This window comes from Dongia sp., from assembly GCF_041918875.1.
Taxonomy (GTDB): domain Bacteria; phylum Pseudomonadota; class Alphaproteobacteria; order Dongiales; family Dongiaceae; genus Dongia.
The window spans coordinates 1-23,796 of record NZ_JAYRUV010000005.1; the positions used below are offsets into that span (position 1 = coordinate 1).

Genomic DNA, 23,796 nt, shown 5'->3' on the forward strand with positions numbered 1-23,796 from the left:
ACTGCAAACGCTCATCCATGACACAGGTCTCTTTCCAAGGCATCGGCAAGTCCCCCTTGCCGACCATGTTGACCTGTTACCCATCTCTCCGGTCCAAACTGTTACCTATCTCTCCGGTCTATACCATTGTCGGGGCCCGCCCCCTGGTCCCCGGCGCCGGGACCGGCCGCCGTCTGGATGTCGATATTGGGGTCGGTCGCGGCGATGACCGCGGCGACGTCGATGGCCTGGCCGTCATTGCCGAGGAGGGTGACTTCCGCCTGGCCGGTCGCTTCCGCATAGCCAAGCAGGATCACGGTAACGTCGCCGACCTTGACCGCCAGATTGCCGTTCTCGCCCAGGCGCGCCACGAGGCTGTCGGAGGGGAAGGGAAGCTGCAGCGTTTCGCCGGGCGTCACCTGGACGCGGACCACCCGTTCCCCTTGCGGGACCTGGATCGGAACGGGCGCGCCGGTCGATTGCGTCAGGCTGCCATGATCGACCTCGCCCTCTTGCAGGGCGCCGCCAGCGGCGTTGGTCGAAGAAATGTTCGTGGTGTCAGTGGCCATGATCGCTCCCCAAGATGACCTGTCGGCCGTGGCGGCCGGATTCACAGTGACCGTAACCTGTGCGTGTGACAGGCCGGCTAATGTCAGACATTCTCACCCAAAAATTCGCGGCTATATTCACTCAGAATGGAATAAAAGTCGCGGGTCCAATCGATGCATTTTTGATAAAATAGTGTGAGCTTTTTAATGTTCTTTTAGCCGAATGGATTGAAGCCGACCGGACTGCCCGTTTTGTATAACAAAATCCTCTGTCTTTGATGCAGATAAGATACATTTATGTATGTTATACCGTTGGATATATAATTTTCTTAATTTTTCTAAATCTATATATTGTGTAGCAAGTTTAGACTGATCCTAAATGTGTACCAATACCAGTGCCAGATGCCAGACCAGAATAACGGTTTTTAGTTGTGGCGGGATCGGATGTTGAGCAGGGCGTGAAAAATGCGGCGATCCGCGCTACACGAGGGGACCGGACGGCGGCGCATACAAAGGATGGCCGCGGAGAACCGGAAGGAGCATGCAGGCATGGCCGGAAACCTCGGCTTCCAGGGGCAGGACGAGGAGGATGACGAGACGTCACCCATTCCTGCCGGCACCAGGAACTACATCACCCCGGCCGGCCTGGCGCGGCTGCAGGAGGAACGGCGCCACCTATGGCGGGTGGAGCGGCCCGAAATCGTGCGCGTGGTCGAATGGGCGGCGGGCAATGGCGACCGTTCGGAGAATGGCGACTATATCTATGGCAAGCGGCGCCTGCGCGAGATCGACCGGCGCCTGCGCTTCCTCGACAAGCGCATTGCGGCGGCGGAGGCCGTGGATCCGGCCAAGCAGGCCCGGCGCGACCGGGTATTTTTCGGTGCCACCGTGACCTATGCCCGCGAAGACGATAGCGAGGTGACCGTCACGATCGTCGGAATCGACGAAATCGACAGCGAAAGGAATTTCGTGAGCTGGATATCGCCGGTGGCGCGCGCTCTGCTCAAGGCAACGGTGGGGGACACCGTCATCCTGCGCACGCCCGCCGGACCGGAAAGCCTGGAAGTGCTCTCCATCAGCTATCCGCCGGCCTGAAGATCAGACCCAGCCGCCGTCGACGGTGAATTCCTGGGCCGAACACATCCTGGAATCGTCGGAGGCGAGGAACAGCACCATGCGCGCAAGATCGATCGGCATGACGCGGCCAGCGAGGCATTGCTGGCGGTCGATTTCCTTTTCCGCCTCGGCATCGACCCACATAGTCAATTGCCGCTCGGTCATCACCCAGCCGGGGATGACGGTATTGACGCGGATATTGTCCTTGCCCACGTCGCGCGCCATGCCGCGCGTCAATCCATGGGTCGCTGCCTTGGAACTGGTATAGGCCGGCATACCGCCCTGTTTCGCCTTCCAGCTGATCGAGCCGGTATTGATGATGGAGCCGGCCTTTTTCCTTATCATTCCCGGCAGCACCGCCTGCATGACGAAGAAGGCCTGCTTGATATTTATGGCGACGCGGTTGTCCCAGTATTCAGGCGTTACGTCCTGCCATTTGTGGCGCTGGTCGTTGGCGGCATTGTTGACCAGGACTTCGATATCGCCGAGCTGGGCGGCTATATCCTTCACCACCTGCCGCACGGCATCGGTGTCGGTGAGATCGCATTTGATGAACAGCGGCTTCCTGCCATATTGCGCCTGCAGGCGCTCGATCAGCTTGGTGCTGCCCTCCACGTCGAGGTCGACGAAGGCAACCTTGGCGCCCTGGTCGACGAAGGATTCGACGATGGCAGCGCCGATGCCAGTGCCGCCGCCGGTGACGAACACCACCTTGTCCTTGAGCGAGGGATAGCGCGCGAGGGTGGATAGATCCATGGAAACACCTGTATTCCGATGACGTTGATGAGAATCCGCACTAGGCCTTGGCGGCACGCGCGCGTTTTGGCGCGGTGCGGGTCACCTGATCGACGACCCGGCCGGTATCGCGCAGCAATTGGCGCACCGCCAGCCGCGCCGCGTTGGGCTTGCGTGTCCGGATCGCCTGCAGGATGCGCTCATGCCCCGGCAAGGTCCGCCCGATGTCGCCGCGCTGGCTGGCGGTATATCTGAACATGCTGCCCAAGGCGGATTCGATCACCAGGCCCAGCGGCACCAGCAATTCGTTGCCGGCCGCGAGCAGAATGGCTTGATGAAACAATACGTCGGCATCGTTCCAGGCCGCCAGGGTTTTCGCCTCGCGCATGGCGGCGAAAGCGGCGTCGATTTCGGCCATTTGCGTCTCTGTCCGGTTGGTGGCGGCCAGCGCCGCCGTCTCCGGCTCCAATATCTCTCGTACCTGCTGCATGTGTATGAGGAAATGCGTGGGATTTGCCGCCGCGCAGTACCAGGCCAGCACGTCGCGGTCGAGCAGGTTCCAGGAAGCGCGCGGCTGCACGCGCGAGCCGATCTTGGGCCGCGACAGGATAAGGCCCTTGGCCATCAGCATCTTGATTGCCTCCCGCACGGCCGTGCGGCTGACCCCGAAGGCTTCGCACCATTCGGCTTCGTTCGGCAATAGCGTGCCTGGGGCAAATTCTCCGTTGAGAATGCGTGCCCCGATATCCTGCGCCACGCTGCGGTGCAGACTGCCACGAACCACCCCGGCGGGTGCGGCGGATGCCTTCCTGGCCTTCATCGTACGGACTTCTCCCCAATTATGAGTCGGGCCTTAATGAGTCGGGCCTTAATATGAGTCGGGCCTTTTTCGCAGAGGACGATCACATTTCTCAAGGCCTGATGTGATTCACCTCAAAGCCGGCGACAGCCTCCCGCGTTCCATTCCCGGATAACGTAAATGTATTTATCATACAAACCAGCGTTGCCGCAGAATATTTTGTATGATAAAAGCCGGAATTCAAGAAGACCATGGCATCCGGAACAAGCAACCGGGTGCGGCCAATGCGACGCAGCCAATGCGATGCAGCCAATGCTCTGGGAGGAGCTGCAATGAGAAACCGGACCACGATCCGTGGTGACCGTCCGGCCGCGAAAGCGGCCACCGCCAGAAATCCCGGAAGATCACCGATTTGTGTGGCGGCGCACTCTGCCGCCGGCATTACCATGCGCCATATTGGCAACCGCTTCGCATGGGGCAAGAAGAGCAGGATCGACCGGCAGTTCAAATGCCAACAAGCCAAATACCAGTAACTCAAATGGGAGGACGCAAGTGAAATCACTGAAGACATTCCTGGCCGCCGCCGCGCTCAGCGTTTTTGCGCTGACGACGCAGGGCTTCGCGCAGGATAAGGGCCTGATCGGCATTTCCATGCCGACCAAATCGTCCGCGCGCTGGATCGCCGACGGCGACAACATGGTGAAAGTATTCACCGAAAAAGGCTACGCGACCGATCTCCAGTATGCCGATGACGACATCCCCAACCAGCTGGCGCAGATCGAGAATATGGTAACCAAGGGCGTCAAGGTCCTGGTTATCGCCGCGATCGACGGCACCACCCTGTCGGCCATCCTGCAGCAGGCGCACGATGCGGGCATCAAGGTCATCGCCTATGACCGCCTGATCCGTGATTCGGCCAATGTCGATTATTACGCGACATTCGACAATTTCCAGGTGGGTGTGCAGCAGGCAACGACGCTGACCGACGCGCTGGGCCTCAAGGACGGCAAGGGGCCGTTCAATATCGAACTGTTCGGCGGCTCGCCGGACGACAACAACGCCTTCTTCTTCTATGACGGCGCCATGTCGGTGCTGCAGCCCTATATCGACAGCGGCAAGCTGGTGGTCCAGAGCGGCCAGATGGGCATGGACAAGGTGGGCACCTTGCGCTGGGACGGCGCCGTGGCCCAGGCCCGCATGGACAACCTGCTGTCCGCCTACTACACCGACAAGCGCGTCGATGCGGTGCTTTCGCCCTATGATGGCCTCTCGATCGGCATCCTCTCCTCGCTCAAGGGTGTCGGTTATGGCAGCGGCGACATGAAGATGCCGTTCGTCTCGGGCCAGGACGCCGAGGTGCCGTCGGTGAAGTCGATTCTCGCCGGGGAGCAGTATTCGACCATCTTCAAGGACACCCGCGAACTCGCCAAGGTGACCGCCAACATGGTGGACGCGATGGCCAGCGGCAAGGAGCCGGAAGTCAACGACACCAAGACCTACGATAACGGGGTCAAGGTCGTTCCGGCCTACCTGTTGAAGCCGGTCGCGGTCGATGCCACCAATTGGGAAGAAATCCTGATCGGCAGCGGCTACTACACCAAGGATCAGATCACGCAATAAACCCTGCGTCGGACGGATGGGCCTCGCGCCGCCAGCGCGGGGCCCATGCCGCTTCCGGAAAACAGGCTTTCGGATTGATGGCGGGGCGCCTGCCCCGGAAATATGCGAGGGCCGACCAGCGAATTGGCCGGCTTTTTTTGTTCCCTGGGTTGCCGCTTTCCTGCAATCTGATGCGGTTCCGGGGTGAGTTCGAGGACGCGTCATGGACACCATTCTAACGCTGCCCATTCTGGAAATGCGCGGGATCGTTAAGACCTTTCCCGGCGTCAACGCGCTCGACAACGTCAACCTGACGGTCCGCGAAGGCGAGATTCACGCCATTGTCGGTGAAAACGGCGCCGGCAAATCGACGCTGATGAAGGTGCTTTCCGGCGTCTACCCGCATGGCAGCTATTCGGGCGAGATCCATTACAAGGGCGAAGAGCGCCGCTTCCGCGACATATCCGACAGCGAGAAGCTCGGCATCATCATCATCCATCAGGAACTGGCCCTCGTTCCCCTGCTCTCCATCGCCGAGAACATCTTCCTCGGCAACGAGCCGGCGAAGAACGGCATCATCAACTGGGGCGAGTCGTTTTCGCGCACCCAGGCCCTTCTCAAGAAAGTCGGTCTCAAGGAGTCGCCCAGTGCCCTCATCACCAATCTGGGCGTCGGCAAGCAGCAACTGGTCGAGATCGCCAAGGCGCTTTCCAAGGAAGTGAAGCTGCTCATCCTCGACGAGCCGACCGCCAGCCTCAATGAAAGCGACAGCGACGCGCTGCTCAATCTGCTGATGGAATTCCGCCAGCACGGCATCTCCTCGATCCTCATCTCGCACAAGCTCAACGAGATCCTGAAGGTCGCCGATTCGATCACCATCCTCAGGGATGGCGCCACGGTCGACACGCTGGATTGCCACAAGGAACGGATCGACGAGGACCGCATCATCCGCGCCATGGTCGGCCGCGAACTGACCGACCGCTACCCCAAGCGCGCGCCCAATATCGGCGAGCCGATCTTCGAAGTGAGGAACTGGCGCGTCTTCGACGCCGTCCATGCCGACAAGGAAAAGATCCGCGGCATCGACATGCATGTCAGGAAGGGCGAAGTGGTGGGCATCGCCGGCCTCATGGGTGCCGGGCGCACGGAGCTTGCGATGAGCATCTTCGGGCGGTCCTACGGGCAGAATATCAGCGGCGAAGTCCTGATGCACGGCAAGGCCGTCGATGTCGGCACCATCCAGAAGGCGATGCTGAACGGAATCGCCTATGTGACCGAGGACCGCAAGAATTACGGCCTCATCCTCAACGACGACATCAAGAGCAATGTCACCCTGGCCAATTTGAAGGGCGTTTCGAAGAATGCAGTGATCGACGATGGGCGCGAGCTGGCCGTGGCAAGCAAGTTCCGCCGCGACCTCAATATCCGCTGTTCCAGCGTCTTCCAGCAGACGGTCAATCTTTCCGGCGGCAACCAGCAGAAAGTGGTGTTGAGCAAATGGCTTTTCACCGAGCCGGAAATACTGATCCTGGACGAGCCGACGCGCGGTATCGACGTCGGCGCCAAGTACGAGATCTATTCGATCATCAACAAGCTGGCCGATGCCGGCAAGGGTGTCATCGTCATTTCCTCCGAAATGCCGGAGCTGCTCGGCATTTCCGACCGCATCTATGTGATGAACGAAGGCCGCATGGTGGGCGAGATGCCGGCCAGGGAGGCTTCGCAGGAAAAGATCATGCGCGCCATCATGAAGTCATGGGAAGATTGAGATGAGCCAAGCCACAGCCACCGACGAGATGGGCGCAACGACCAGCCTGTCGCGCTTCATCAAAAGCAATATCCGCGAATACGGCATGCTGCTCTCGCTGATCATGATCATGGTCTTCTTCCAGTTCATGACCGGCGGCACATTGTTCAAGCCGCTCAACCTCACCAACCTCATCCTGCAGAACAGCTATATCGTCATCATGGCGCTAGGCATGCTGCTGGTGATCGTGGCCGGCCATATCGACCTGTCCGTGGGCTCCGTGGTGGGGTTCGTGGGCGCGGTGGCCGCCGTGCTGATGGTGCAGATGCACATCCATTTCGTCCCGGCGGCGATCTTCTGCCTGGCCCTGGGCGCCGCGATCGGCGCGGGACAAGGTTATTTCATCGCCTATCTGAAGATTCCATCCTTCATCGTGACCCTGGCTGGCATGCTCGTCTTCAAGGGCTTGGCACTCTACATCCTGGCCGGCCAGTCGGTCGGGCCCTTCCCCAAGGAATTCCAGCTGCTCAGTTCGGGTTTCCTTGCCAATCCGCTGCCCAATATCACCTTGAGCGCCGGCGATCCGGCAGCCGGCATGCCGCCGGTGACGCTGCAGACCCTGTCTCTGCTGATCGGCATCATCGTCACGGCGCTGGTGATCTATTTCAACTTCCGTGACCGGCAGAACCAGCAGAAGCATGGCACGGCGGAGGAGCCCGCCATCTTCTTTGTCGGGCGCAACATCCTCATCGCGGCGGGCTTCCTGCTCTTCTCCTATCTGCTCGCCTCCTATAAGGGCCTGCCCAACGTCCTCATCGTCATGTTCGGGCTGATCGTGCTCTATGCCTTCGTCACCTCCTCGACCACGATCGGCCGGCGCATCTATGCCCTGGGCGGCAACGAGAAGGCGGCGCGCCTTTCCGGCATCCGCACCGAGCGCCTGACCTTCCTGACCTTCACCAATATGGGCCTGCTGGCGGGCCTGGCCGGCCTCATCTTCGCGGCACGCCTCAATACCGCGACGCCCAAGGCGGGCCTTGGCTTCGAACTCGACGTCATCGCCGCCGTCTTCATCGGCGGCGCCTCGGCATCCGGTGGCGTCGGCAAGGTGATCGGGGCCGTCATCGGTGCCTTCATCATGGGCGTCATGAACAACGGCATGTCGATCTTAGGCATCGGCATCGACCTGCAGCAGGTCATCAAGGGCCTGGTGTTGCTGGCCGCCGTCTGCATCGATGTCTACTACAAGAAAAAATCCTAAAAGGAATTTCCCATGCGTCTCATCCAGTTCACCCGGAACGGCCAGCGCGGCGTCGCGCGCATCGATGGGGCCAAGGCTGTCGCGATCCCGGGTGCGGCCAGCGTCATCGAGATCGCGCAGGCGGCTCTGGCCGGCAATATCAAGAGCCTGGCCAAGGAGATCGAGAGCCGTGGGCCTGGCGAGGTGCTGGATTATCCCGCCCTGCTGGCCTCGGACAGCGTGCTCGCTCCCGTCGACCATCCGGATCCCGCGCATTGCCTGGTGACAGGCACCGGCCTTACTCATCTGGGCTCGGCCGACACGCGCGACAAGATGCACCAGAAAGTCGCCGGCGACATCGACAGCCTCACCGATTCCATGAAGATGTTCAAAATGGGTCTCGAGGGCGGCAAGCCGAAGGATGCGAAGGTGGGCGTCCAGCCGGAATGGTTCTACAAGGGTGACGGTTCCTGCGTGGCGCGGCCCGGTGCGGCGCTCGAATTCCCGGCCTTTGCGCTCGATGGCGGCGAGGAGCCCGAGGTGGCCGGCATCTATCTCGTCGCACCCGACGGGAAGCCCTGGCGCCTGGGCTTTGCCATCGGCAACGAATATTCCGACCATGTGATGGAACGGCAGAACTATCTCTATCTCGCGCATTCGAAGCTCCGCGCCTGCGCCATCGGCCCGGAACTGCTGGTGGGCGACCTGCCCGACAGCGTCGAGGGCGAAAGCCGCATCTGGCGCAATGGCAGCCTGCTGTGGAAGAAACCCTTCGTCAGCGGCGAGAAGAACATGTCGCACACGATCGGCAACCTGGAATATCACCATTTCAAGTATCGCCAATTCCGCCGCCCCGGCGATCTGCACATCCATTTCTTCGGCACGGCGACCTTGAGTGTGGGTGACGGCATCCAGACACAGCCCGGCGACGTGTTCGAGATCGAAGCGCCGGCCTTCGGCGCCGCCTTGCGCAACCCGCTGGGCGCCCGCGCCAATGACGCGTTCCGCTTGGGCGGCGTCAACGCGCTGTGATGCTGGCCAGCATCGCCTGCATCGCGATCGACTGGGGCACCAGCAACCGCCGTGCCTGGGCGCTGGCGACCAGCGGCGCGGTGCTGGCGGCGCGCGGCGATGACCAGGGTCTGCTCGCGATCGAAGACCGCGACTTTGCCGGTTCCTTGCGCCGCTTTGCCGGCGACTGGCTGAAGGGCCGGCCGCCCGTCATCATGTGCGGCATGATCGGCAGCCGCCTGGGCTGGCGCGACGTGCCCTATCTGGAAGCGCCGGTGCCGCTGCGCGAGATCGGCCGACATCTGCTGGCCGTCGATGGTTTCGACGACGCCCCCTTGCGCATTGTGCCGGGTATCGCCTTGCGCGCGGAAGCCCATGCCGATGTCATGCGCGGCGAGGAATGCCAGATGCTTGGCGCCCTGCTGGCGCGCGGTCGGCGCGACGGCATTTTCCTGCTGCCGGGAACCCATGCCAAATGGGCGATACTGAAGGACGGTGTGCTCATCTATTTTCGCACCTATATGACGGGCGAGCTGTTCGGTCTGCTGCGCAGCTCCGGCTCCCTGTCGCAAGTCATGCCGGCGAAGGGCGAGGCGGAACAATTCGATGCCGGGGCTTTCGATCGCGGCCTCGGGAAAGGACTGGACGGCGCCGGCATCACACATCTGCTCTTCTCGGTGCGCAGCCTGTCCCTCTTCGGCCAGCTCACACCGGCCGAGGCGCCGAGCTATCTTTCCGGCCTGCTGATCGGCGCCGAGATGAAGGATGCGCTGGGCTGGCTCAAGGTGCTGCAGGCCGGCACGCATGTGACCGCGATCGGCTCGGTCAGGCTGCTGCAAACCTATGGCCGGGCCGCCGCGCGCTGCAACATCGAGCTTTCCCGCCTGGAAAGCGACGATATATTGCCGCCGGCCTTGTTCGCGATCGCGCGCGGCGCAGGTCTCATCGCCGAACCGGCCGCCTGATCTTACCGGAGTTGCCCCATGCCCGACCTTCGCCCCTGGCTCAAGGACCTGCCGTTCATCGCCATCCTGCGCGGCATCACGCCGGCGGAGGCGGAAGGTGCGGTCGGCACGCTGGCGGAAGCCGGCTGGCATGTGATTGAGGTGCCTCTCAATTCGCCCGATGCGCTGGAAACGCTGCGCCGCATGGTGAAGCATGCCAGGGACCAACTGGACGGCCGGCTCTTGATCGGAGCCGGCACCGTGCTGAATGTGGCGGAGGTCGACGCCATTGCCGCCGCCGGTGCCAGGCTGATGGTGGCCCCCAATTGCGCCCCCGACGTGATCCGTGCCGCGCGTGCCAAGGGACTGGCCACCGCGCCCGGCGTGGCAACGCCGACAGAAGGCTTCGCGGCACTCGATGCCGGCGCCGATGCGCTGAAAATGTTTCCCGGCGAATTGCTGCCGCCGCTCGCGGTCAAGGCGTGGCGCGCCGTCCTGCCGCCGCAGACCTTGCTGTTGCCCGTGGGGGGCGTCGGCCCGGACAATATCGAAGCCTATCTCAAGGCCGGGGCTAACGGTTTCGGTATCGGCACGTCGGTTTACAGGCCGGGCATGCGTTTGGCCGAGATGGCCAGTGCCGCAAGGAAATTGGCCGACGCCTATCGCACGGCGTCGGCCTAGCCCGTTTCAGTGATTGTCGCGCGGCAGGCCTTTTTCCTGGGCGATGCGCTGATATTTGACGGCGGGCTTCAGCACCATGCCCTGGTCGAGCTGGTCGACCAGCCCACGCTGGATCTCCTGCCACGGCGTCTGATGGGCCGGATATTTATAGCCGCCGGCTTTATCCAGCGCCTCGCGCCGCGATTTCAATTCCGCCGCCTCGACCAGCATATTGACCGTGCCGGTCTTCAGATCGACGCGGATGCGGTCACCGGTCTTGAGCAGGGCCAGGCCGCTGCCCACCGCCGCCTCCGGTGCCGCATTGAGGATCGAGGGCGATCCAGACGTACCCGACTGTCGTCCGTCGCCGATGCAGGGCAAGGACGAGACGCCCTGTTTGATGAGATAGGCCGGTGGGCGCATATTGACCACTTCCGCCGCCCCCGGATAGCCGATCGGCCCCACGCCGCGGATGACCAGCACCGAATGCGCGTCGATGCCCAATGACGGATCGTCGATGCGGTGATGATAATCCTCCGGCCCGTCGAAGACGAAGGCCTTCCCTTCGAATGCATCCGGATCCTTGGGATCCGAGAGATAGCGCTGGCGGAACTCGTCGGAAATGACGCTGATCTTCATGATCGCGCTGTCAAAGATATTACCCTTCAGGACGACGAAGCCCGCCTTGCTCATCACCGGGTTGGCGAAGGTCTTGATGACCTTCTCATCCTCGATGATCGCGTTGCGGCAATTGTCGCCGATGGTCCGGCCATTGACAGTGAGCGCGTCCTCGTCGATGAGGCCCTGTCCCATCAGCTGGTTGACCACCGCGGGCACGCCGCCGGCATGGTGATAATCCTCGCCCAGATATTCACCGGCCGGCTGCAGGTTGACGAGCAGCGGAATGTCGCGCCCCAGATCCTGCCAATCCTGCACCGTCAGTTCGATGCCTATGTGCTTGGCGATGGCATTGATGTGGATGGGCGCATTGGTCGAGCCGCCGATCGCGGAATTGACGCGGATGGCATTGCGGAAGGCCTTCTTGGTGAGAATGTCGGACGGCTTCAGATCCTCCCTCACCATATCGACGATGCGCCGGCCCGTTTCGTAGGCCATCTGCTGGCGCTCGCGATAGGGCGCCGGAATGGCGGCCGATCCTGGCAGCTGCATGCCCAGGGCTTCGGCCAGCGAGTTCATCGTCGTCGCCGTTCCCATCGTATTGCAATAGCCGGTCGAGGGGGCCGAGCTCGCCACCAGGTCGATGAAGCCCTGATAGTCGATCTCGCCGGCGGCAAGAAGCTGGCGCGCTTTCCACACGATGGTGCCGGACCCGGTGCGTTCGCCCTTGTACCAGCCGTTGAGCATCGGACCGACCGAAAAGGCGATGGCCGGCAGGTTGACCGTGGCCGCCGCCATCAGGCAGGCCGGCGTGGTCTTGTCGCAGCCGATGGTGAGGATGACGCCGTCGAGCGGATAGCCGTAGAGCACTTCGACCAGACCGAGATAGGCAAGGTTACGGTCGAGCGAGGCGGTTGGGCGCTTGCCGGTTTCCTGGATGGGATGCACCGGAAACTCGATGGCGATGCCGCCCGCGGTGCGGATGCCGTCGCGCAGGCGTTCGGCCAGCACCAGATGATGGCGGTTGCAGGGCGAAAGGTCGGAACCGGTCTGGGCGATGCCGATGATGGGCTTGCCTGACTGCAATTCTTCGCGCGTGAAACCGAAATTTAGATAGCGCTCGAGATAGAGCGCCGTCATATCCGCATTCTCGGGATTGTCGAACCAGGCGCGCGAGCGCAATTTGCGGCCATCGCCCGAGTTGGTCCCAACCGATCCTTGGGCCGGTTCCTGGCCCGATCCCTGGGTGGTATGATCTCTGAATGGCATCGCGCGATACTCCTTAGGTTCAATCGCAACAGGTTCTGTTCGGCCTCAGCGCCGCCGGGAGGCGGCCGGCTCCCTCATCTGCGCCAGGCCGACCGGCATGTTTCGCACCTGCAGCATGAAATGGCACCGGGCAAGAGCCGTGTCGATGCCGGCTGGAAGCGAGCAAAGGCGGGCTGCGTAGGTTCCACTCCCACAGGCGCTCATGGTCACCTCTGAGGGGTGATTTGCAAGCGTACTGGCCGTCCCATGCATCGCATGGCGACGGTCTTTTTGGAAGGCATATTATAATACAATATAGATGGACTCCGCGATTCTTGTAGCTCGAATGACATAAATCATCTGCCTGTTTGCGGAACGGCATCCGAGGTTTCGATCATATTGCCGGCAGGCATGTGGCGCGCTGCCAACCGAGCCGGTCGGCTATTCGCCGACGCCACCCGCCAGCAGCGACGTCCGGTTCTTGCGGCCGTCCTCGATCACATTCGTCATGGCGGTGGCCGCGGCCGTGGCGTCGCCCCGTGCAATCGCGTCGACGATGGCGGCATGATCTTCCATCGAATGCGTCAGGCGCGCTTCGTCGGCCACCGGCGCGCTGTCGACGAAGCTTGCCATCAAGGCCGCCTCGATGATGGCGCCGATAGAGCGCATGAAAGGATTGCCGGAGGCTGCCGCGATCTCCAGATGCAGCGCCAGGTCGACCTCGGCGAAACTCATGCGCGTATGGCCCGGGCGGCGGAATTCGTCGATCAACGCACGCATGCGCGCCAGGCTCTCGTCGCTGCGGCGGAGCGCTGCCAGGGCGCAGGCCGCCGGTTCGACCGCTAGGCGGATCTCGTAAAGACTGTTGAGGAAGCGAAGATCCATGCCAAGATCGAGGCGCCAGCCGAGCAAGTCTGAATCGAACATGTTCCAATCGACCTGCGATCGCACCTTGGTGCCGACGCGCGTCTTGGATACGACCAGCCCTTTGGCGGCCAGCGTCTTCAACACCTCGCGCAGCACGGTGCGCGAAATGCCGAACTGCGCCATCAGCTCGCCTTCGGCCGGCAGCAGCGCGCCTTCCGGATAGGCACCGCTCAAGATAGCCGTTCCCATGGCGCGGACGATCTGCTCTTGCCCCATGCGCACGCCGCCCATCCGCGATGCTGCCCGGATCGGCCGGTTTTTGTTCTGTGCCACGATCATTGAACGCTCCCCCTCGCACCTGCAGCACGACGCGCGGACGCGGCACGGCGCGCGGACAGGGCGACGAGAATTCTATGCAGCAGAATGAAGGCGAACAAGAGCAGCCCCACCACTATTTTTGTCCACCAGCTCGACAAGGTGCCGTCGAAGGTGATGTAGGTCTGGATCAGCCCTTGGATGAGCACGCCGACGAAGGTGCCGAGTACGAAGCCCTGGCCGCCACTTAAAAGCGTACCGCCGATGACGACTGCCGCGATCGTATCGAGTTCGACTCCGACTGCGGCCAATGAATAGCCGGCCGAGGTGTAAAGCGAGAAGACGATGCCGGCAAGGCCGGAAAGGCCGGCCGACAGTGCATAGACCAGGACCGTGGCGCGGCCGGTTCTCACGCCCATCATCTCGGCCGCCTGGATGTTGCCGCCCAGCGCGAAGACGCTGGCGCCGAAGCGCGTGAAATGCAGCAGCAGTGCGCCAAGGATGAGTACCGCCAGCATGATCATGGCGATGAGCGACAGCCGCCCACCCTGCGGCAACTTGAAATAGAGGCCGTTCAGCGTGCCGTAGAGTTCGTGCGTCACCGGAACGGAATCGGTGGTCAGCAGAAAGCAGGCACCGCGCGCCAGGAACATGCCGGCCAAGGTGACGATGAAGGGCGGCGTCTTCAGATAGTGGATGACCGTGCCCATCGCCGCACCGAACAGGATGGCGATGGCGACGATAAGGGTGAAAGCGACGAAGGGCGGCATACCGGCCCGGTCGATGGCGATGGCCAGGAAGACGGTCGTGAAGGCGATGACGGCGCCGACGGAGAGATCGATCCCGCCTGAGACGATCACGAAGGTCATGCCGATGGCGACGATGCCGAGGAACGCGTTGTCGGTCAGCAGATTGCCGACGACGCGGAAGGACAGCATCTTGGGATATTGCGCGGCGCACAGCGCATAGACCAGCACGAAGACCAGGACCGTGGCGATCAGCGGCAGATGGCGCTTGCTCATCCGCGCACCTTCGCGGCCGGTCGGCGCAACAGGGACAGCCGGTCGACGATGCCGCCCAAGGCACCCGACTGCATCAGCAGGATCGCCAGGATGGCCAGCGCCTTGACGATGAGATTGAATTCCGGCTTGAAGCCCGAAAGCAGAATGCCGGTGTTCATTGCCTGAATGATGAGCGCGCCGACGAAGGACATGATCAGGCGGAAGCGGCCGCCGAACAGGGACGTGCCGCCGATGACCACCGCCAGGATGGCGTCCAGCTCCAGCCACAGCCCGGCATTGTTGGCATCCGCCCCCTTGATGTCGGCGGCGGCGATGATTCCCGCCATGGCGGCCAGCAGCCCGCACCAGGCATAGGCGATGAAGAGGACCAGCGGCGCATGCACGCCGGCATAGACGCTGGACCGGCGGTTGACGCCGATCGCTTCGACCAGCAGGCCCAAGGCGGTAAGGCGGAACAAGGCCACGGTGGCGGTCAACGCCGCCAGTGCGGCGACGACCGGCATGGGTACGCCGAGAAAGACGCCGCTGCCGATTTCGATCAAGGCCGGATCGACGAAAGTGACGATCTGCCCTTCGGTGATGAGCTGGGCGACGCCGCGCCCCGCCACCATCAGGATGAGAGTGGCGATGATCGGCTGGATATCGAGCAGAGCCACCAGCAACCCGTTCCAGATACCGCAGGCAAGGCCCGTCGCCAGGGCCGCGAGAAGCGCCACCCCGGCCGGATGCCCCGCATTCACCAGGGTGGCGGCGACGGCGCCGGCAATCGCCATCACGGCGCCGACGGAAAGGTCGATGCCCTTGGTGGCGATGACCAGCGTCATGCCGATGGCGAGCAGGGCCACGGGAGCGCCGCGATTGAAGACATCGACCAGGCTGCCGAAAAGCCGCCCGTCCTGCAGGCGCAGATCGAAGAAGGACGGGAACACCGCCCAATCCGCCGCCAGCACGACCGCAAGGGCCGCCAATTGCGGCGCGCTGTCCTTGAGAAGTCGGCCGACCCGGTTCATGACGCCGCCGCCGGCTGATGGTCGCGGGCGATGCTCGCCATGATGTTGGCGACGCTGATATCGGCACCTTCCAGCATGCCGACATGGCGTCGGTCGGCCAGTACCGCGACCCGGTCGCTATAGGCGACAATCTCGTCGAGTTCGGAGGAGATCACGACCAAGGCCATGCCCTTGCCACAGAGATCGCGGATGAGACGGATGATTTCGGCATGCGCTCCCACATCGATGCCGCGTGTCGGCTCGTCGAGAATGAGGATGCTGGGCTGCGTCGCCAGCCAGCGCGCCAGCAAGGCCTTCTGCTGGTTGCCGCCGGAGAGGAACTGGAGCGGCTTCTCGATATCCGGCGTGCGTATGTCGAGCAGTTTCACGAAATGATCGGCGATGCCTTTCTGCTCGGCCCGCGACAGCGGCTTCAGCCAGCCGCGCCGCGCCTGCAGCGCCAGGATGATGTTCTCGCGGACCGATAGGGCACCGACGATCCCTTCGACCTTGCGGTCTTCGGGGCAGAAGCCGAAGCCCGCGGCGATCGCATCGCGCGGATTGCGCAAGGTTTCCGCCTTGCCGTCGATCTCGAGCGAACCGCTGTCGGCCGCCTCGATGCCGAAGATCAGCTTGGCCGTCTCCGTCCGGCCCGACCCTAGAAGGCCCGCGATGCCGATCACCTCGCCGGGGCGGATGTCGAGATCGAAGGGCGCCACATAGCGCGATTTGCCGTAACCGCGGAACATGGCCTTGGGCGGAGTTGCCGTGGCGCCGGCAGGCGGGCGCATATGTTCGGCCTCGGCCAGTTCCTTGCCCAGCATCATGCGCACCAGGTCGAGACGCGGCAGGTCGCGCGTCGGCCTTTCGCCGACCAGTCTGCCGTTGCGCAGCACCGTGATGCGATCCGATATCTCGTAGACCTGGTCGAGGAAATGGGTCACGAAAACGATGCCCATGCCGCGCGTGCGCAACGTCCGCACCGCGCCGAACAACAATTCCACTTCATGCCGGTCGAGGCTCGCGGTCGGTTCGTCAAGGATCAGCACGCGCGCCGACAGATCGACCGCGCGCGCGATAGCGACCAGCTGCTGTACCGCCACGGAATAGTCGCCAAGTGCCGCGCCTACATCGATGGCGAGCCCATAGCCCGCCAGCAGATCGCCGGCCGCGCGCCTCATGCGCCGTCGGTCGACGATCCCCAAGCGCGATGGTTGCCGGCCGAGATACAGATTCTCCGCCACCGTTAGATTGGGCAGCAGGTTGACTTCCTGATAGACCGTGCCGATGCCCAAGGCTTGCGCCTCGGCAACGTTGCGCGCGTCTATCTCGGCGCCGCCCAGGCGGATGCTGCCGCTGTCGCGGCGATGGATGCCGGTCAGCACCTTGATGAGGGTCGATTTGCCGGCCCCGTTCTCGCCCAGCAACGCATGCACCTCTCCGGTGCGCAAGCTGAAATCGACCGCATCGAGCGCGACGACGCCCGGAAAGGCTTTCGACACGCCGCGCAGTTCCAGCAGCGGTGATGAAGCAATGTCCTGCATGGAGAATCCGGGTGAAGGATCGGCGGCCCACCTCGGGAAAACAGGCAGGCGAAAGGTGGCGGGCCGCCGCTCACATCTAATAGAGATCCTTGCGCTGCTCATATTCCGCCGCGGCCGTATCCGGCAGATAGAGCTTCGATTCGGTCTGGATCCACTTCTTCGGCGCGGTGCCGTCCTTCTTGAAGGCGACGATCGCATCCAGCGCCGGACCCGCCATGTTCGGCGTCAGCTCGACCGTGGCATTGGCCTCGCCGTCGGCCATCGCCTTGAAGATATCCGGGACGGCGTCGATCGAGATGGTGAGGATGTCCTTGCCGGGCTTCAGGCCCGCTTCCTTGATCGCCTGGATGGCGCCGATCATCATATCGTCGTTGTGAGCATAGACGGCGCAGATGCCCTTGCCGCCATTCTCGGCCTTGAGGAAGCTTTCCATCACTTCCTTGCCCTTGGCGCGGGTGAAGTCGCCCGACTGCGTGCGGATGATCTGCATCTCCGGATGCGCCGCGATGGCCTCGTCGAAGCCCTTCTTGCGGTTGATCGCGGGGCTGGAGCCGACCGTGCCCTGCAGTTCGACGATAGCGCATTTGCCGCCCGTCTCCTTGGCCAGCCATTCGCCGGCCACGCGGCCCTCATAGACCGTGTCGGAGGTGACGGCGGTGAGGTAGAGCGACTCGTCCTTGGCATCGACCGTGCGGTCGAGCAATACGACCGGAATCTCCGCGGCCTTGGCTTCCTCGAGTACCGCATCCCAACCGGTGGCGACGACGGGGGCGAGGAAGATGGCATCGACCCCTTGCGCGACGAAGGAGCGGATCGCCTTGATCTGGTTCTCCTGCTTCTGCTGCGCATCGGCGATTTTGAGATCGATGCCGCGCTTCTCGGCCTCGATCTTGGAAACCTTGGTCTCGGCCGCGCGCCAGCCCGACTCCGAACCGATCTGCGAGAAGCCGATGGTGAGATCTTGGGCGGCGGCGGGCGCTGTCGGCAGGACTGCAAAGGCAAGTGTGGACAAAGCGGTGGCTGCCAGCAGGCGCTGGAGCGTCTTGGCGATTTTCATTGGCGTCTCTCCCTCTACCCGCCGCATGGCCACCTCGGACGGGCGGTCTTCAAGATTGGCGGTTGCCCGATTCAATTGCATAAGTGGGCTACGCTGTGAAGGGATATTATAATACTATATGATAATTCGCAGACGCGAGAATGCTTCGCAGATGCAAAAAAGGCGCGCCATGACAGCGCGCCATTTCTTGCAGATACGAAGGACGGCTTACTTCTGGATGCAGGTGTCGACCGTATCCTTGGTGCATTCATCGAGGCCGGTGAAGACCGGATCGTCGACTTTCTTGCCTTCGATCAGATCGATCATCACCGTCGGCGCCTTGTAGCCCATTTCGAACGGACGCTGTCCGACCAGGGCGGTGACGAGGCCTTCCTTAGCGATCGCCACTTCGTCGCCGATCGTGTCGGCGGCGGAGATGACGAAGCTGCCGTCGGCGATCTTCGCCGCCAGCGGCTTGAACAGATCGCGGTAAGGCTGCGGCGCCCCGAACAGCGGCCAGCCGCCCTCGATCGCGAAGGCATCGAGATTGGGATTGGCGGCAAGGATGTCGGTCATCGCCTGAACGCCCTTGGCGCCATCGTCATTCGTGAAGACCGGACAGCCGTCGACTTCCGTCCAGCCACCTTCGCCCTTCAGTGCCGGCAGGCCTTTCTGTCCGCTCAACGCATCGCGGGTGCCTTGGGCGCGGCGCAGGATATTGTCGGCGCCGGGGTTGCCCTGGATCGAGCAGAAGGTGCCGCCACTGGGCTTCTTCTCCTTGATGTATTCGCCGATGCGATAGCCCATCAGATAATTGTCGGTGCCCAGATAGGTCTTGCGCAAGCCAGAATCCTCGGCCGCGAGATCCGCGTCGAGGGTCATGATCGGCACCGTGGCGTTGGCGGTCTTGATCGTCTGGGCGATCAGCTTGGCATTCGACGGCGAAATCGCCATCGCGACCGTGTCGGCCTTGCCCAGCATGTCTTGCACGATCTGCGCTTCGCCCGCTTCATCGGAGGTCGAGGCCGGACCTGTATAGAAACACTCATATTCGGAATCGGGATTTTCCTTATTCCATTTCTGGCAACCTTGATTGATGGCTTCGAAGAACGGGTTGTCGAGGCCCTTGACGACAATGACCAACTGCTTCTTGGCCAGAGCCGGAGTGGCGCCGAGCGCCAGGACGGCAGCGGCGACGAGTACCGAAAACCTATTCATTCCATTCCTCCCATTGAAACAGACGGGGCGCTTGCCGCCCACAAAACGAGACTTCATTCGGCCTTTCGTCGTCGAAGCGAGACCGGATGATCGGGCATCGCGCTGGATGCCATCGGCCTCTCCGACGATTGCACATGTCATGAGAATTAGTTCTGCAAAGCAGCCGTCATTCAGGCGGCCGGCGCGCACCCTCCCTTTCTTCCGACTTCGCCCGGACGTTCGCCGTCCGATGTCACCGTCGGAATTTTTTTCTTCTCCCGCGATCAGCTAATAACGATGATTTGCCACCGTCAACGATTTTGTCGTACAAAAGGAAATCTTTTGTACGACAATATTAACGACTGAGGTGTTTGAGGTGTTTGCGGTGCAACCGTGCTGTCCGCCAATTGACGCTTGGGATGCGCGTTCATAGAGTTGCCAAGCCGCATCGCAGCATCACGAACCGCGAACTCAACAAGCCGGAGAAACATGCCGGCAGCTTGCTCTGGGAGGAGCGACGGTCGCGTGCCAGTTCTTGAACTTCAGAATATATCGAAGCATTTCGGCGCCATTCAGGCGGTGAATGATGTGTCCTTCTCGCTCGAAGCCGGCGAAGTCGTCGGCCTGATGGGTGACAACGGCGCCGGAAAGTCGACGCTGGTGAAAATGATCGCCGGCAATTTCCGCCCGAGCCACGGCACCATGCGCATGGACGGCGCCGAGCTCGTCATGCATCGACCCGTGGAGGCAAGGCGCCACGGCATCGAAATCGTTCACCAGGATTTGGCGCTGTGCAACAACCTCACCGCGGCGGAGAACGTCTTCTTGGGCCGCGAGCTGCGGCGCGGCGTCGGACCGTTCAGCGTGCTCGACTATCCGGCCATGTACAGGCGCGCGGCGCAGATCTTCGCGGAATTGAAATCCGAGACCAGGCCGCGCGACCTGGTGAAGCAGATGTCGGGCGGCCAGCGCCAGGCGGTGGCCATCGCCCGCACGCGCCTCACCGACGCCAAGATCGTGCTGATGGACGAACCCACGGCCGCCATCTCGGTGCGGCAGGTCGCCGAAGTGCTCAATCTCATCCGACGCCTCCGGGATCACGGAATTGCCGTTGCCCTCATCAGCCACCGCATGCCGGATGTCTTCACCGTCGCCGACCGGGTCATCGTCATGCGGCGCGGCCGCAAGGTCGCCGACAAGAAGATCGCCGAGAGCTCGCCGGAAGAAGTGACCGGCCTCATCACCGGCGCCATCGAAGCCGCCTGACCGGGAAACGCCCATGACCAGCGCCGACATGCCCAACGCCCACGATACCCAATCCAGCACCGACCGCACCATGGACCAGCGCCTGGCGCTGAAGCAGCACGGCTGGCTTTCGTCGCTGCTATCCAACCAGACCTTCTGGGTCTTCATCGCCGTCATTCTCGCCTGTCTCTACCTGACCGTCAGCACCGATTCCTTTGCGACCGCGAAGAATCTCTACAACATCACGCGGAACGTGACCTTCGTCGCCATCATCGCGCTGGGCATGACGGTGGTCATCATCTCCGGCGGCATCGATCTTTCCGTGGGATCGGTGCTGTGCCTGTGCAGCATGGTGCTGGCGGTGACGATGCATGCGGGCTACGGCATCGAAACCGGCATCGCCGCCGCCATCGGCACGGCCTTGCTGGTCGGCGCCTTCAACGGCATCCTCATCGCCTATCTGGGCTTTCCGCCCTTCGTCGTGACATTGGGCATGCTGTCGGTCGCCCGGAGCCTCGCCATGGTGGCGTCGAACAACACGGTCGTCTTCGAATTCGGACCGGATCACGAAAAGCTTCTGGCGCTGGGCGGCGGCGCGTGGCTCTTCGGCATCGCCAATCCCGTGCTTTACATGCTGGTGCTGGCGAGCCTGACCGGCTTCGTGCTGCGCTGGACCCGGTTCGGCCGGCACGTCTTTGCCATCGGCGGCAATGAAAAGGCAGCGACCCTCACCGGCGTGCCGGTGAGGCCGATCAAGGTCGCCGTCTACATGATTTCTGCCCTCTCCGCGGGCATCGCCGGGATCGTCCAGACCGGTTGGCTGGGTGCCGTCACCACGAATATCGGCGCCGGCATGGAACTGCAGGTCATCGCCGCCGCCGTCATCGGCGGGGCGGATCTCGCTGGCGGTATCGGCACGGCGACCGGCGCGCTGGTCGGCGCGGCGCTCATCGAAATCATCCGCAACAGCCTCGGCTTGCTGGGGATCAACGCCTTCTGGCAGGGCGCCTTCATCGGCGGCGCCATCATCCTGGCGGTCCTGTTCGACCGCATCCGGAACTTCCGCCAGAACGATTGACCGCCAAAACCTGCCCCAGAGCTGGCGGGATGGAAAGTTGGCGTCCCCGAGAGGATTCGAACCTCCGACCTACGGTTTAGGAAACCGGCGCTCTATCCTGCTGAGCTACGGGGACGTCGCGGGGTGGTTATAGCAACGCCGCCCGCGGATGGCAAAACACCGATTCAGGCCAGTTTTTCCAGGATACGGATAAGGGCCTGGGCATCGTTGCCGTCGAGCTTCTTGCCGACATGGCGTTCGATCGCCTCGGCATAGACCGGCCACATGCGGTTGATGAGCGCCTTGCCGGCGGGAGCCAGATGGACGATCTGGCGGCGCCGGTCATCCGGGTGGCTGACGCGGTTGGCGAGGCCATCGGCCACCAGCCGGTCGATGAGGCGCGAGGTGGTGCATTGCGTGAGCAGCAGATGCCGTTCGATCTCGCTGGGGGCCACGCCGCCCGGCGCCCGCTCCAGCGCCGCCAGCGCGTCATACCATTGCGTTGGCGGCAGGCCGGCCTGCTTCAGATCCGTCTCGACCGACGCCAGCAAAGTCGGCGCCACCTGCAGCAGGCGCGCCCAGGCCGACACCACGAAGGGACAGATATTCAGCGCCTGCTCGGCCGGCGCGGACAGTTTGCGGGCAGTTTCCATACGGTAACTATATGCACATGCATGGATCTTGACAATATATGCAATCGCATATATTTCTGCCGGCGCCGGCTCGTTCCCCCATCCTATCCGCCGGAAAATTCAGGAGAAACGCAATGAAACTCTATTATTCGCCGGGCGCCTGCTCGCTCTCCCCGCACATTACGGCCCTGGAGGCCGGCATCAATCTCACCCTGGTCAAGGTCGATACCAAGACCAAGAAACTGGAAGACGGATCGGACTTCCTGGCCGTCAACCCCAAGGGCCAGGTCCCGACCCTGATGCTGGACGATGGCGAGATCGTCACCGAAGGGCCGGTCATCGCGCAGATCCTGGCCGACCTCGCGCCTTCCAGCAATCTCGCCCCCGGCAACGGCACCAGGGCGCGCTACAAGCTGCAGGAATGGCTGAACTTCATCACCTCGGAAATCCACAAGGGCTATAGTCCGCTCTTCAAGCCGACCACGCCGGAAGATTACAAGCCGCTGGCCAAGGCGCAGCTCGCCGAGCGCTATGCCTTCCTCAACGAGAAGCTCGCCGGCAAGCAGTACCTCCTCGGCGATACGTTCACCGTGGCCGACGCCTATCTCTTCACGGTCAGCAACTGGGCCAAATATGTCGGCCTCGACCTCAGCCCCTATGCCAATGTCGCGGCCTTCATGGCCCGCGTCGCCGAACGCCCGAAAGTGCAGCAGGCACTCAAGGCCGAAGGGCTGATGCAATAAACCGCGTCCGACCGCCTCTCCCTTCAGGCAGGGCACATGCGATTGCCCTTGCCCTGAAGGGAGGGGGCCTTTTTGAGCGGGGCCGATCGATCACGCCGCGTGCGAGAATGGCCTAAGCCGGCAGCGCGTCCTGCATCATCGCCGACAGGCGCAGCTTGGGCCTGCCGCCGCCGTCGAAATTCTCCGGCGCCAGCCAGCTTTCATAGACGGTGCGGATCTTCGGCCAATCCTTGTCGGTGATGGCATACCAGGCGGTGTCGCGGTTGCGCCCCTTATAGATCGCGGCCTGGCGGAAAAGCCCTTCATAGGTGAAGCCGAGGCGTTGGGCCGCGGCGCGCGAGGGCGCGTTGAGCGCATCGCACTTCCATTCATAGCGGCGATAGCCGAGTTCGTCGAAGACGCGCTTCATCAGCAGATACATGGCCTCGGTGGCCGCCGCCGTGCGCTGCAGGGCCGGCGAATAGTTGATGTGCCCCACTTCGACGACGCCGGCGGCCGCATCGATGCGCAGATAGCTCGCCACCCCCACCGCCTTGCCGCTCGCCCGATCGACGATGGCGTGGAACAGCGGATCCTCCGACTTGGCCATGCTTGCCACCCAGTCGCGATAGACGCTCTCCTGCGCGTAGGGCCCATAGGGCAGATAGGTCCAGATCCGACCCTCGCGGTCGGCCGCATTGGCTGCATACAATTGCGCGGCATGGGTCGCGGCGTCGAGCATCTCGATGCGCGCGAAGCTGCCCTGCAAAGGTGCCCGCGGCGGGCGCTGGCGGGCGGTCCAGCCCGGCACGGGAAAACCGATCGGCTGGCCCAGATCATTCGTGGTCACGAGAAACGCCCCCTTTGCCATCTGGCCCCCCTTGCCATCTGGCACCTGGGCCGGCAATGACCTTATATTATCCGCG

The 23,796-nt window shown here is 62.7% G+C and carries 23 protein-coding genes and 1 tRNA gene; 11 read left to right on the top strand and 13 right to left on the bottom strand.

Annotation, left to right across the window (positions count from 1 at the left end; all coding sequences use genetic code 11):
• Positions 1–101: 101 nt before the first annotated feature.
• Positions 102–548: a hypothetical protein gene (locus tag ACE3TY_RS06610; RefSeq protein ID WP_374652041.1), complete on the bottom strand. Its 447-nt coding sequence runs from the start codon at positions 546–548 to the stop codon at positions 102–104.
• A gap of 528 nt (positions 549–1,076) precedes the next feature.
• On the opposite strand from ACE3TY_RS06610, the gene greB reads away from it, so the two are divergent.
• The gene (gene greB, locus ACE3TY_RS06615) at positions 1,077–1,622 is read left to right on the top strand and encodes a transcription elongation factor GreB (protein ID WP_374652043.1); all 546 of its coding nucleotides are present in this window, start codon (positions 1,077–1,079) and stop codon (positions 1,620–1,622) included.
• Between the two features lie 3 nt (positions 1,623–1,625).
• Here greB and ACE3TY_RS06620 read toward each other — a convergent pair whose 3' ends face one another.
• Positions 1,626–2,399, bottom strand: coding sequence for an SDR family NAD(P)-dependent oxidoreductase (locus ACE3TY_RS06620; protein ID WP_374652044.1), 774 nt, complete (start codon positions 2,397–2,399; stop codon positions 1,626–1,628).
• 40 nt (positions 2,400–2,439) lie between these two features.
• A complete protein-coding gene (locus ACE3TY_RS06625; protein WP_374652046.1) occupies positions 2,440–3,198 on the bottom strand; it encodes a FadR/GntR family transcriptional regulator in 759 nt (252 codons plus the stop codon).
• A 311-nt stretch (positions 3,199–3,509) separates the two neighbouring features.
• On the opposite strand from ACE3TY_RS06625, the gene ACE3TY_RS06630 reads away from it, so the two are divergent.
• The 7 genes from ACE3TY_RS06630 (at position 3,510) to ACE3TY_RS06660 (ending at position 10,399) form a co-directional block, all read left to right on the top strand.
• Positions 3,510–3,710, top strand: a complete 201-nt coding sequence (locus ACE3TY_RS06630) for a hypothetical protein (protein ID WP_374652047.1) — start codon at positions 3,510–3,512, stop codon at positions 3,708–3,710.
• Positions 3,711–3,738: 28 nt separating this feature from the next.
• Positions 3,739–4,797: a multiple monosaccharide ABC transporter substrate-binding protein gene (gene chvE, locus ACE3TY_RS06635; RefSeq protein WP_374652460.1), complete on the top strand. Its 1,059-nt coding sequence runs from the start codon at positions 3,739–3,741 to the stop codon at positions 4,795–4,797.
• Between the two features lie 202 nt (positions 4,798–4,999).
• A complete protein-coding gene (gene mmsA, locus ACE3TY_RS06640; RefSeq protein ID WP_374652049.1) occupies positions 5,000–6,544 on the top strand; it encodes a multiple monosaccharide ABC transporter ATP-binding protein in 1,545 nt (514 codons plus the stop codon).
• Between the two features lies 1 nt (position 6,545).
• A complete protein-coding gene (mmsB, locus tag ACE3TY_RS06645; protein ID WP_374652051.1) occupies positions 6,546–7,784 on the top strand; it encodes a multiple monosaccharide ABC transporter permease in 1,239 nt (412 codons plus the stop codon).
• Between the two features lie 12 nt (positions 7,785–7,796).
• Positions 7,797–8,795 carry an AraD1 family protein gene (araD1, locus tag ACE3TY_RS06650; protein ID WP_374652053.1) on the top strand — a complete coding sequence of 333 codons (999 nt, stop codon included), beginning with the start codon at positions 7,797–7,799 and terminating at the stop codon, positions 8,793–8,795.
• Positions 8,795–9,739, top strand: coding sequence for a 2-dehydro-3-deoxygalactonokinase (locus tag ACE3TY_RS06655; RefSeq protein ID WP_374652055.1), 945 nt, complete (start codon positions 8,795–8,797; stop codon positions 9,737–9,739). Before araD1 ends, ACE3TY_RS06655 begins: the two co-directional genes overlap by 1 nt.
• 18 nt (positions 9,740–9,757) lie before the next feature.
• Positions 9,758–10,399, top strand: coding sequence for a 2-dehydro-3-deoxy-6-phosphogalactonate aldolase (locus ACE3TY_RS06660; RefSeq protein ID WP_374652057.1), 642 nt, complete (start codon positions 9,758–9,760; stop codon positions 10,397–10,399).
• A 6-nt stretch (positions 10,400–10,405) separates the two neighbouring features.
• Here ACE3TY_RS06660 and ACE3TY_RS06665 read toward each other — a convergent pair whose 3' ends face one another.
• The 7 genes from ACE3TY_RS06665 to ACE3TY_RS06695 all read right to left on the bottom strand — a co-directional run bounded on the left by ACE3TY_RS06665 (position 10,406) and on the right by ACE3TY_RS06695 (position 19,235).
• Positions 10,406–12,265, bottom strand: a complete 1,860-nt coding sequence (locus ACE3TY_RS06665) for an IlvD/Edd family dehydratase (protein WP_374652059.1) — start codon at positions 12,263–12,265, stop codon at positions 10,406–10,408.
• A gap of 420 nt (positions 12,266–12,685) precedes the next feature.
• A complete protein-coding gene (locus tag ACE3TY_RS06670; RefSeq protein ID WP_374652061.1) occupies positions 12,686–13,444 on the bottom strand; it encodes a FadR/GntR family transcriptional regulator in 759 nt (252 codons plus the stop codon).
• Positions 13,445–13,446: 2 nt separating this feature from the next.
• Positions 13,447–14,448 (bottom strand): galactofuranose ABC transporter, permease protein YjfF, encoded by a 1,002-nt coding sequence (gene yjfF / locus ACE3TY_RS06675; protein ID WP_374652063.1) that lies wholly within the window; start codon positions 14,446–14,448, stop codon positions 13,447–13,449.
• On the bottom strand, positions 14,445–15,458 hold the full coding sequence (locus ACE3TY_RS06680; RefSeq protein WP_374652065.1) for an ABC transporter permease: 1,014 nt from the start codon (positions 15,456–15,458) through the stop codon (positions 14,445–14,447). The genes yjfF and ACE3TY_RS06680 overlap by 4 nt, the downstream gene beginning before the upstream one ends.
• On the bottom strand, positions 15,455–16,981 hold the full coding sequence (locus ACE3TY_RS06685) for a sugar ABC transporter ATP-binding protein (RefSeq protein ID WP_374652067.1): 1,527 nt from the start codon (positions 16,979–16,981) through the stop codon (positions 15,455–15,457). The genes ACE3TY_RS06680 and ACE3TY_RS06685 overlap by 4 nt, the downstream gene beginning before the upstream one ends.
• A gap of 76 nt (positions 16,982–17,057) precedes the next feature.
• Positions 17,058–18,038 carry a galactofuranose ABC transporter, galactofuranose-binding protein YtfQ gene (ytfQ, locus tag ACE3TY_RS06690; RefSeq protein WP_374652069.1) on the bottom strand — a complete coding sequence of 327 codons (981 nt, stop codon included), beginning with the start codon at positions 18,036–18,038 and terminating at the stop codon, positions 17,058–17,060.
• 207 nt (positions 18,039–18,245) lie between these two features.
• On the bottom strand, positions 18,246–19,235 hold the full coding sequence (locus ACE3TY_RS06695) for a substrate-binding domain-containing protein (protein ID WP_374652071.1): 990 nt from the start codon (positions 19,233–19,235) through the stop codon (positions 18,246–18,248).
• Between the two features lie 504 nt (positions 19,236–19,739).
• Here ACE3TY_RS06695 and ACE3TY_RS06700 point away from each other — a divergent pair.
• Positions 19,740–20,480, top strand: coding sequence for an ATP-binding cassette domain-containing protein (locus ACE3TY_RS06700; protein WP_374652073.1), 741 nt, complete (start codon positions 19,740–19,742; stop codon positions 20,478–20,480).
• Positions 20,481–20,493: 13 nt separating this feature from the next.
• The gene (locus ACE3TY_RS06705) at positions 20,494–21,537 is read left to right on the top strand and encodes an ABC transporter permease (RefSeq protein WP_374652075.1); all 1,044 of its coding nucleotides are present in this window, start codon (positions 20,494–20,496) and stop codon (positions 21,535–21,537) included.
• Positions 21,538–21,575: 38 nt separating this feature from the next.
• Here ACE3TY_RS06705 and ACE3TY_RS06710 read toward each other — a convergent pair.
• Together ACE3TY_RS06710 and ACE3TY_RS06715 are read right to left on the bottom strand one after the other, a co-directional pair.
• A tRNA-Arg gene (locus tag ACE3TY_RS06710) sits at positions 21,576–21,652 on the bottom strand.
• A gap of 49 nt (positions 21,653–21,701) precedes the next feature.
• Entirely contained in the window at positions 21,702–22,169 is a 468-nt protein-coding gene (locus tag ACE3TY_RS06715; RefSeq protein WP_374652077.1) for a MarR family winged helix-turn-helix transcriptional regulator, read from the bottom strand.
• 113 nt (positions 22,170–22,282) lie between these two features.
• On the opposite strand from ACE3TY_RS06715, the gene gstA reads away from it, so the two are divergent.
• Positions 22,283–22,891: a glutathione transferase GstA gene (gstA, locus tag ACE3TY_RS06720; RefSeq protein ID WP_374652079.1), complete on the top strand. Its 609-nt coding sequence runs from the start codon at positions 22,283–22,285 to the stop codon at positions 22,889–22,891.
• 112 nt (positions 22,892–23,003) lie between these two features.
• On the opposite strand, the gene ACE3TY_RS06725 is transcribed toward gstA, so the two are convergent.
• A complete protein-coding gene (locus tag ACE3TY_RS06725) occupies positions 23,004–23,720 on the bottom strand; it encodes a GNAT family N-acetyltransferase (RefSeq protein ID WP_374652081.1) in 717 nt (238 codons plus the stop codon).
• Positions 23,721–23,796: the final 76 nt, after the last annotated feature.

Bases quoted from the DNA above. Each gene is read 5' to 3' on its own strand.
- ACE3TY_RS06610 (WP_374652041.1), bottom strand. From the start codon at position 548: ATGGCCACTGACACCACGAACATTTCTTCGACCAACGCCGCTGGCGGC.
- greB (WP_374652043.1), top strand. From the start codon at position 1,077: ATGGCCGGAAACCTCGGCTTCCAGGGGCAGGACGAGGAGGATGACGAG.
- ACE3TY_RS06620 (WP_374652044.1), bottom strand. From the start codon at position 2,399: ATGGATCTATCCACCCTCGCGCGCTATCCCTCGCTCAAGGACAAGGTG.
- ACE3TY_RS06625 (WP_374652046.1), bottom strand. From the start codon at position 3,198: ATGAAGGCCAGGAAGGCATCCGCCGCACCCGCCGGGGTGGTTCGTGGC.
- ACE3TY_RS06630 (WP_374652047.1), top strand. From the start codon at position 3,510: ATGAGAAACCGGACCACGATCCGTGGTGACCGTCCGGCCGCGAAAGCG.
- mmsA (WP_374652049.1), top strand. From the start codon at position 5,000: ATGGACACCATTCTAACGCTGCCCATTCTGGAAATGCGCGGGATCGTT.
- mmsB (WP_374652051.1), top strand. From the start codon at position 6,546: ATGAGCCAAGCCACAGCCACCGACGAGATGGGCGCAACGACCAGCCTG.
- araD1 (WP_374652053.1), top strand. From the start codon at position 7,797: ATGCGTCTCATCCAGTTCACCCGGAACGGCCAGCGCGGCGTCGCGCGC.
- ACE3TY_RS06655 (WP_374652055.1), top strand. From the start codon at position 8,795: ATGCTGGCCAGCATCGCCTGCATCGCGATCGACTGGGGCACCAGCAAC.
- ACE3TY_RS06660 (WP_374652057.1), top strand. From the start codon at position 9,758: ATGCCCGACCTTCGCCCCTGGCTCAAGGACCTGCCGTTCATCGCCATC.
- ACE3TY_RS06665 (WP_374652059.1), bottom strand. From the start codon at position 12,265: ATGCCATTCAGAGATCATACCACCCAGGGATCGGGCCAGGAACCGGCC.
- yjfF (WP_374652063.1), bottom strand. From the start codon at position 14,448: ATGAGCAAGCGCCATCTGCCGCTGATCGCCACGGTCCTGGTCTTCGTG.
- ACE3TY_RS06680 (WP_374652065.1), bottom strand. From the start codon at position 15,458: ATGAACCGGGTCGGCCGACTTCTCAAGGACAGCGCGCCGCAATTGGCG.
- ACE3TY_RS06685 (WP_374652067.1), bottom strand. From the start codon at position 16,981: ATGCAGGACATTGCTTCATCACCGCTGCTGGAACTGCGCGGCGTGTCG.
- ytfQ (WP_374652069.1), bottom strand. From the start codon at position 18,038: ATGAAAATCGCCAAGACGCTCCAGCGCCTGCTGGCAGCCACCGCTTTG.
- ACE3TY_RS06695 (WP_374652071.1), bottom strand. From the start codon at position 19,235: ATGAATAGGTTTTCGGTACTCGTCGCCGCTGCCGTCCTGGCGCTCGGC.
- ACE3TY_RS06705 (WP_374652075.1), top strand. From the start codon at position 20,494: ATGACCAGCGCCGACATGCCCAACGCCCACGATACCCAATCCAGCACC.
- ACE3TY_RS06715 (WP_374652077.1), bottom strand. From the start codon at position 22,169: ATGGAAACTGCCCGCAAACTGTCCGCGCCGGCCGAGCAGGCGCTGAAT.
- gstA (WP_374652079.1), top strand. From the start codon at position 22,283: ATGAAACTCTATTATTCGCCGGGCGCCTGCTCGCTCTCCCCGCACATT.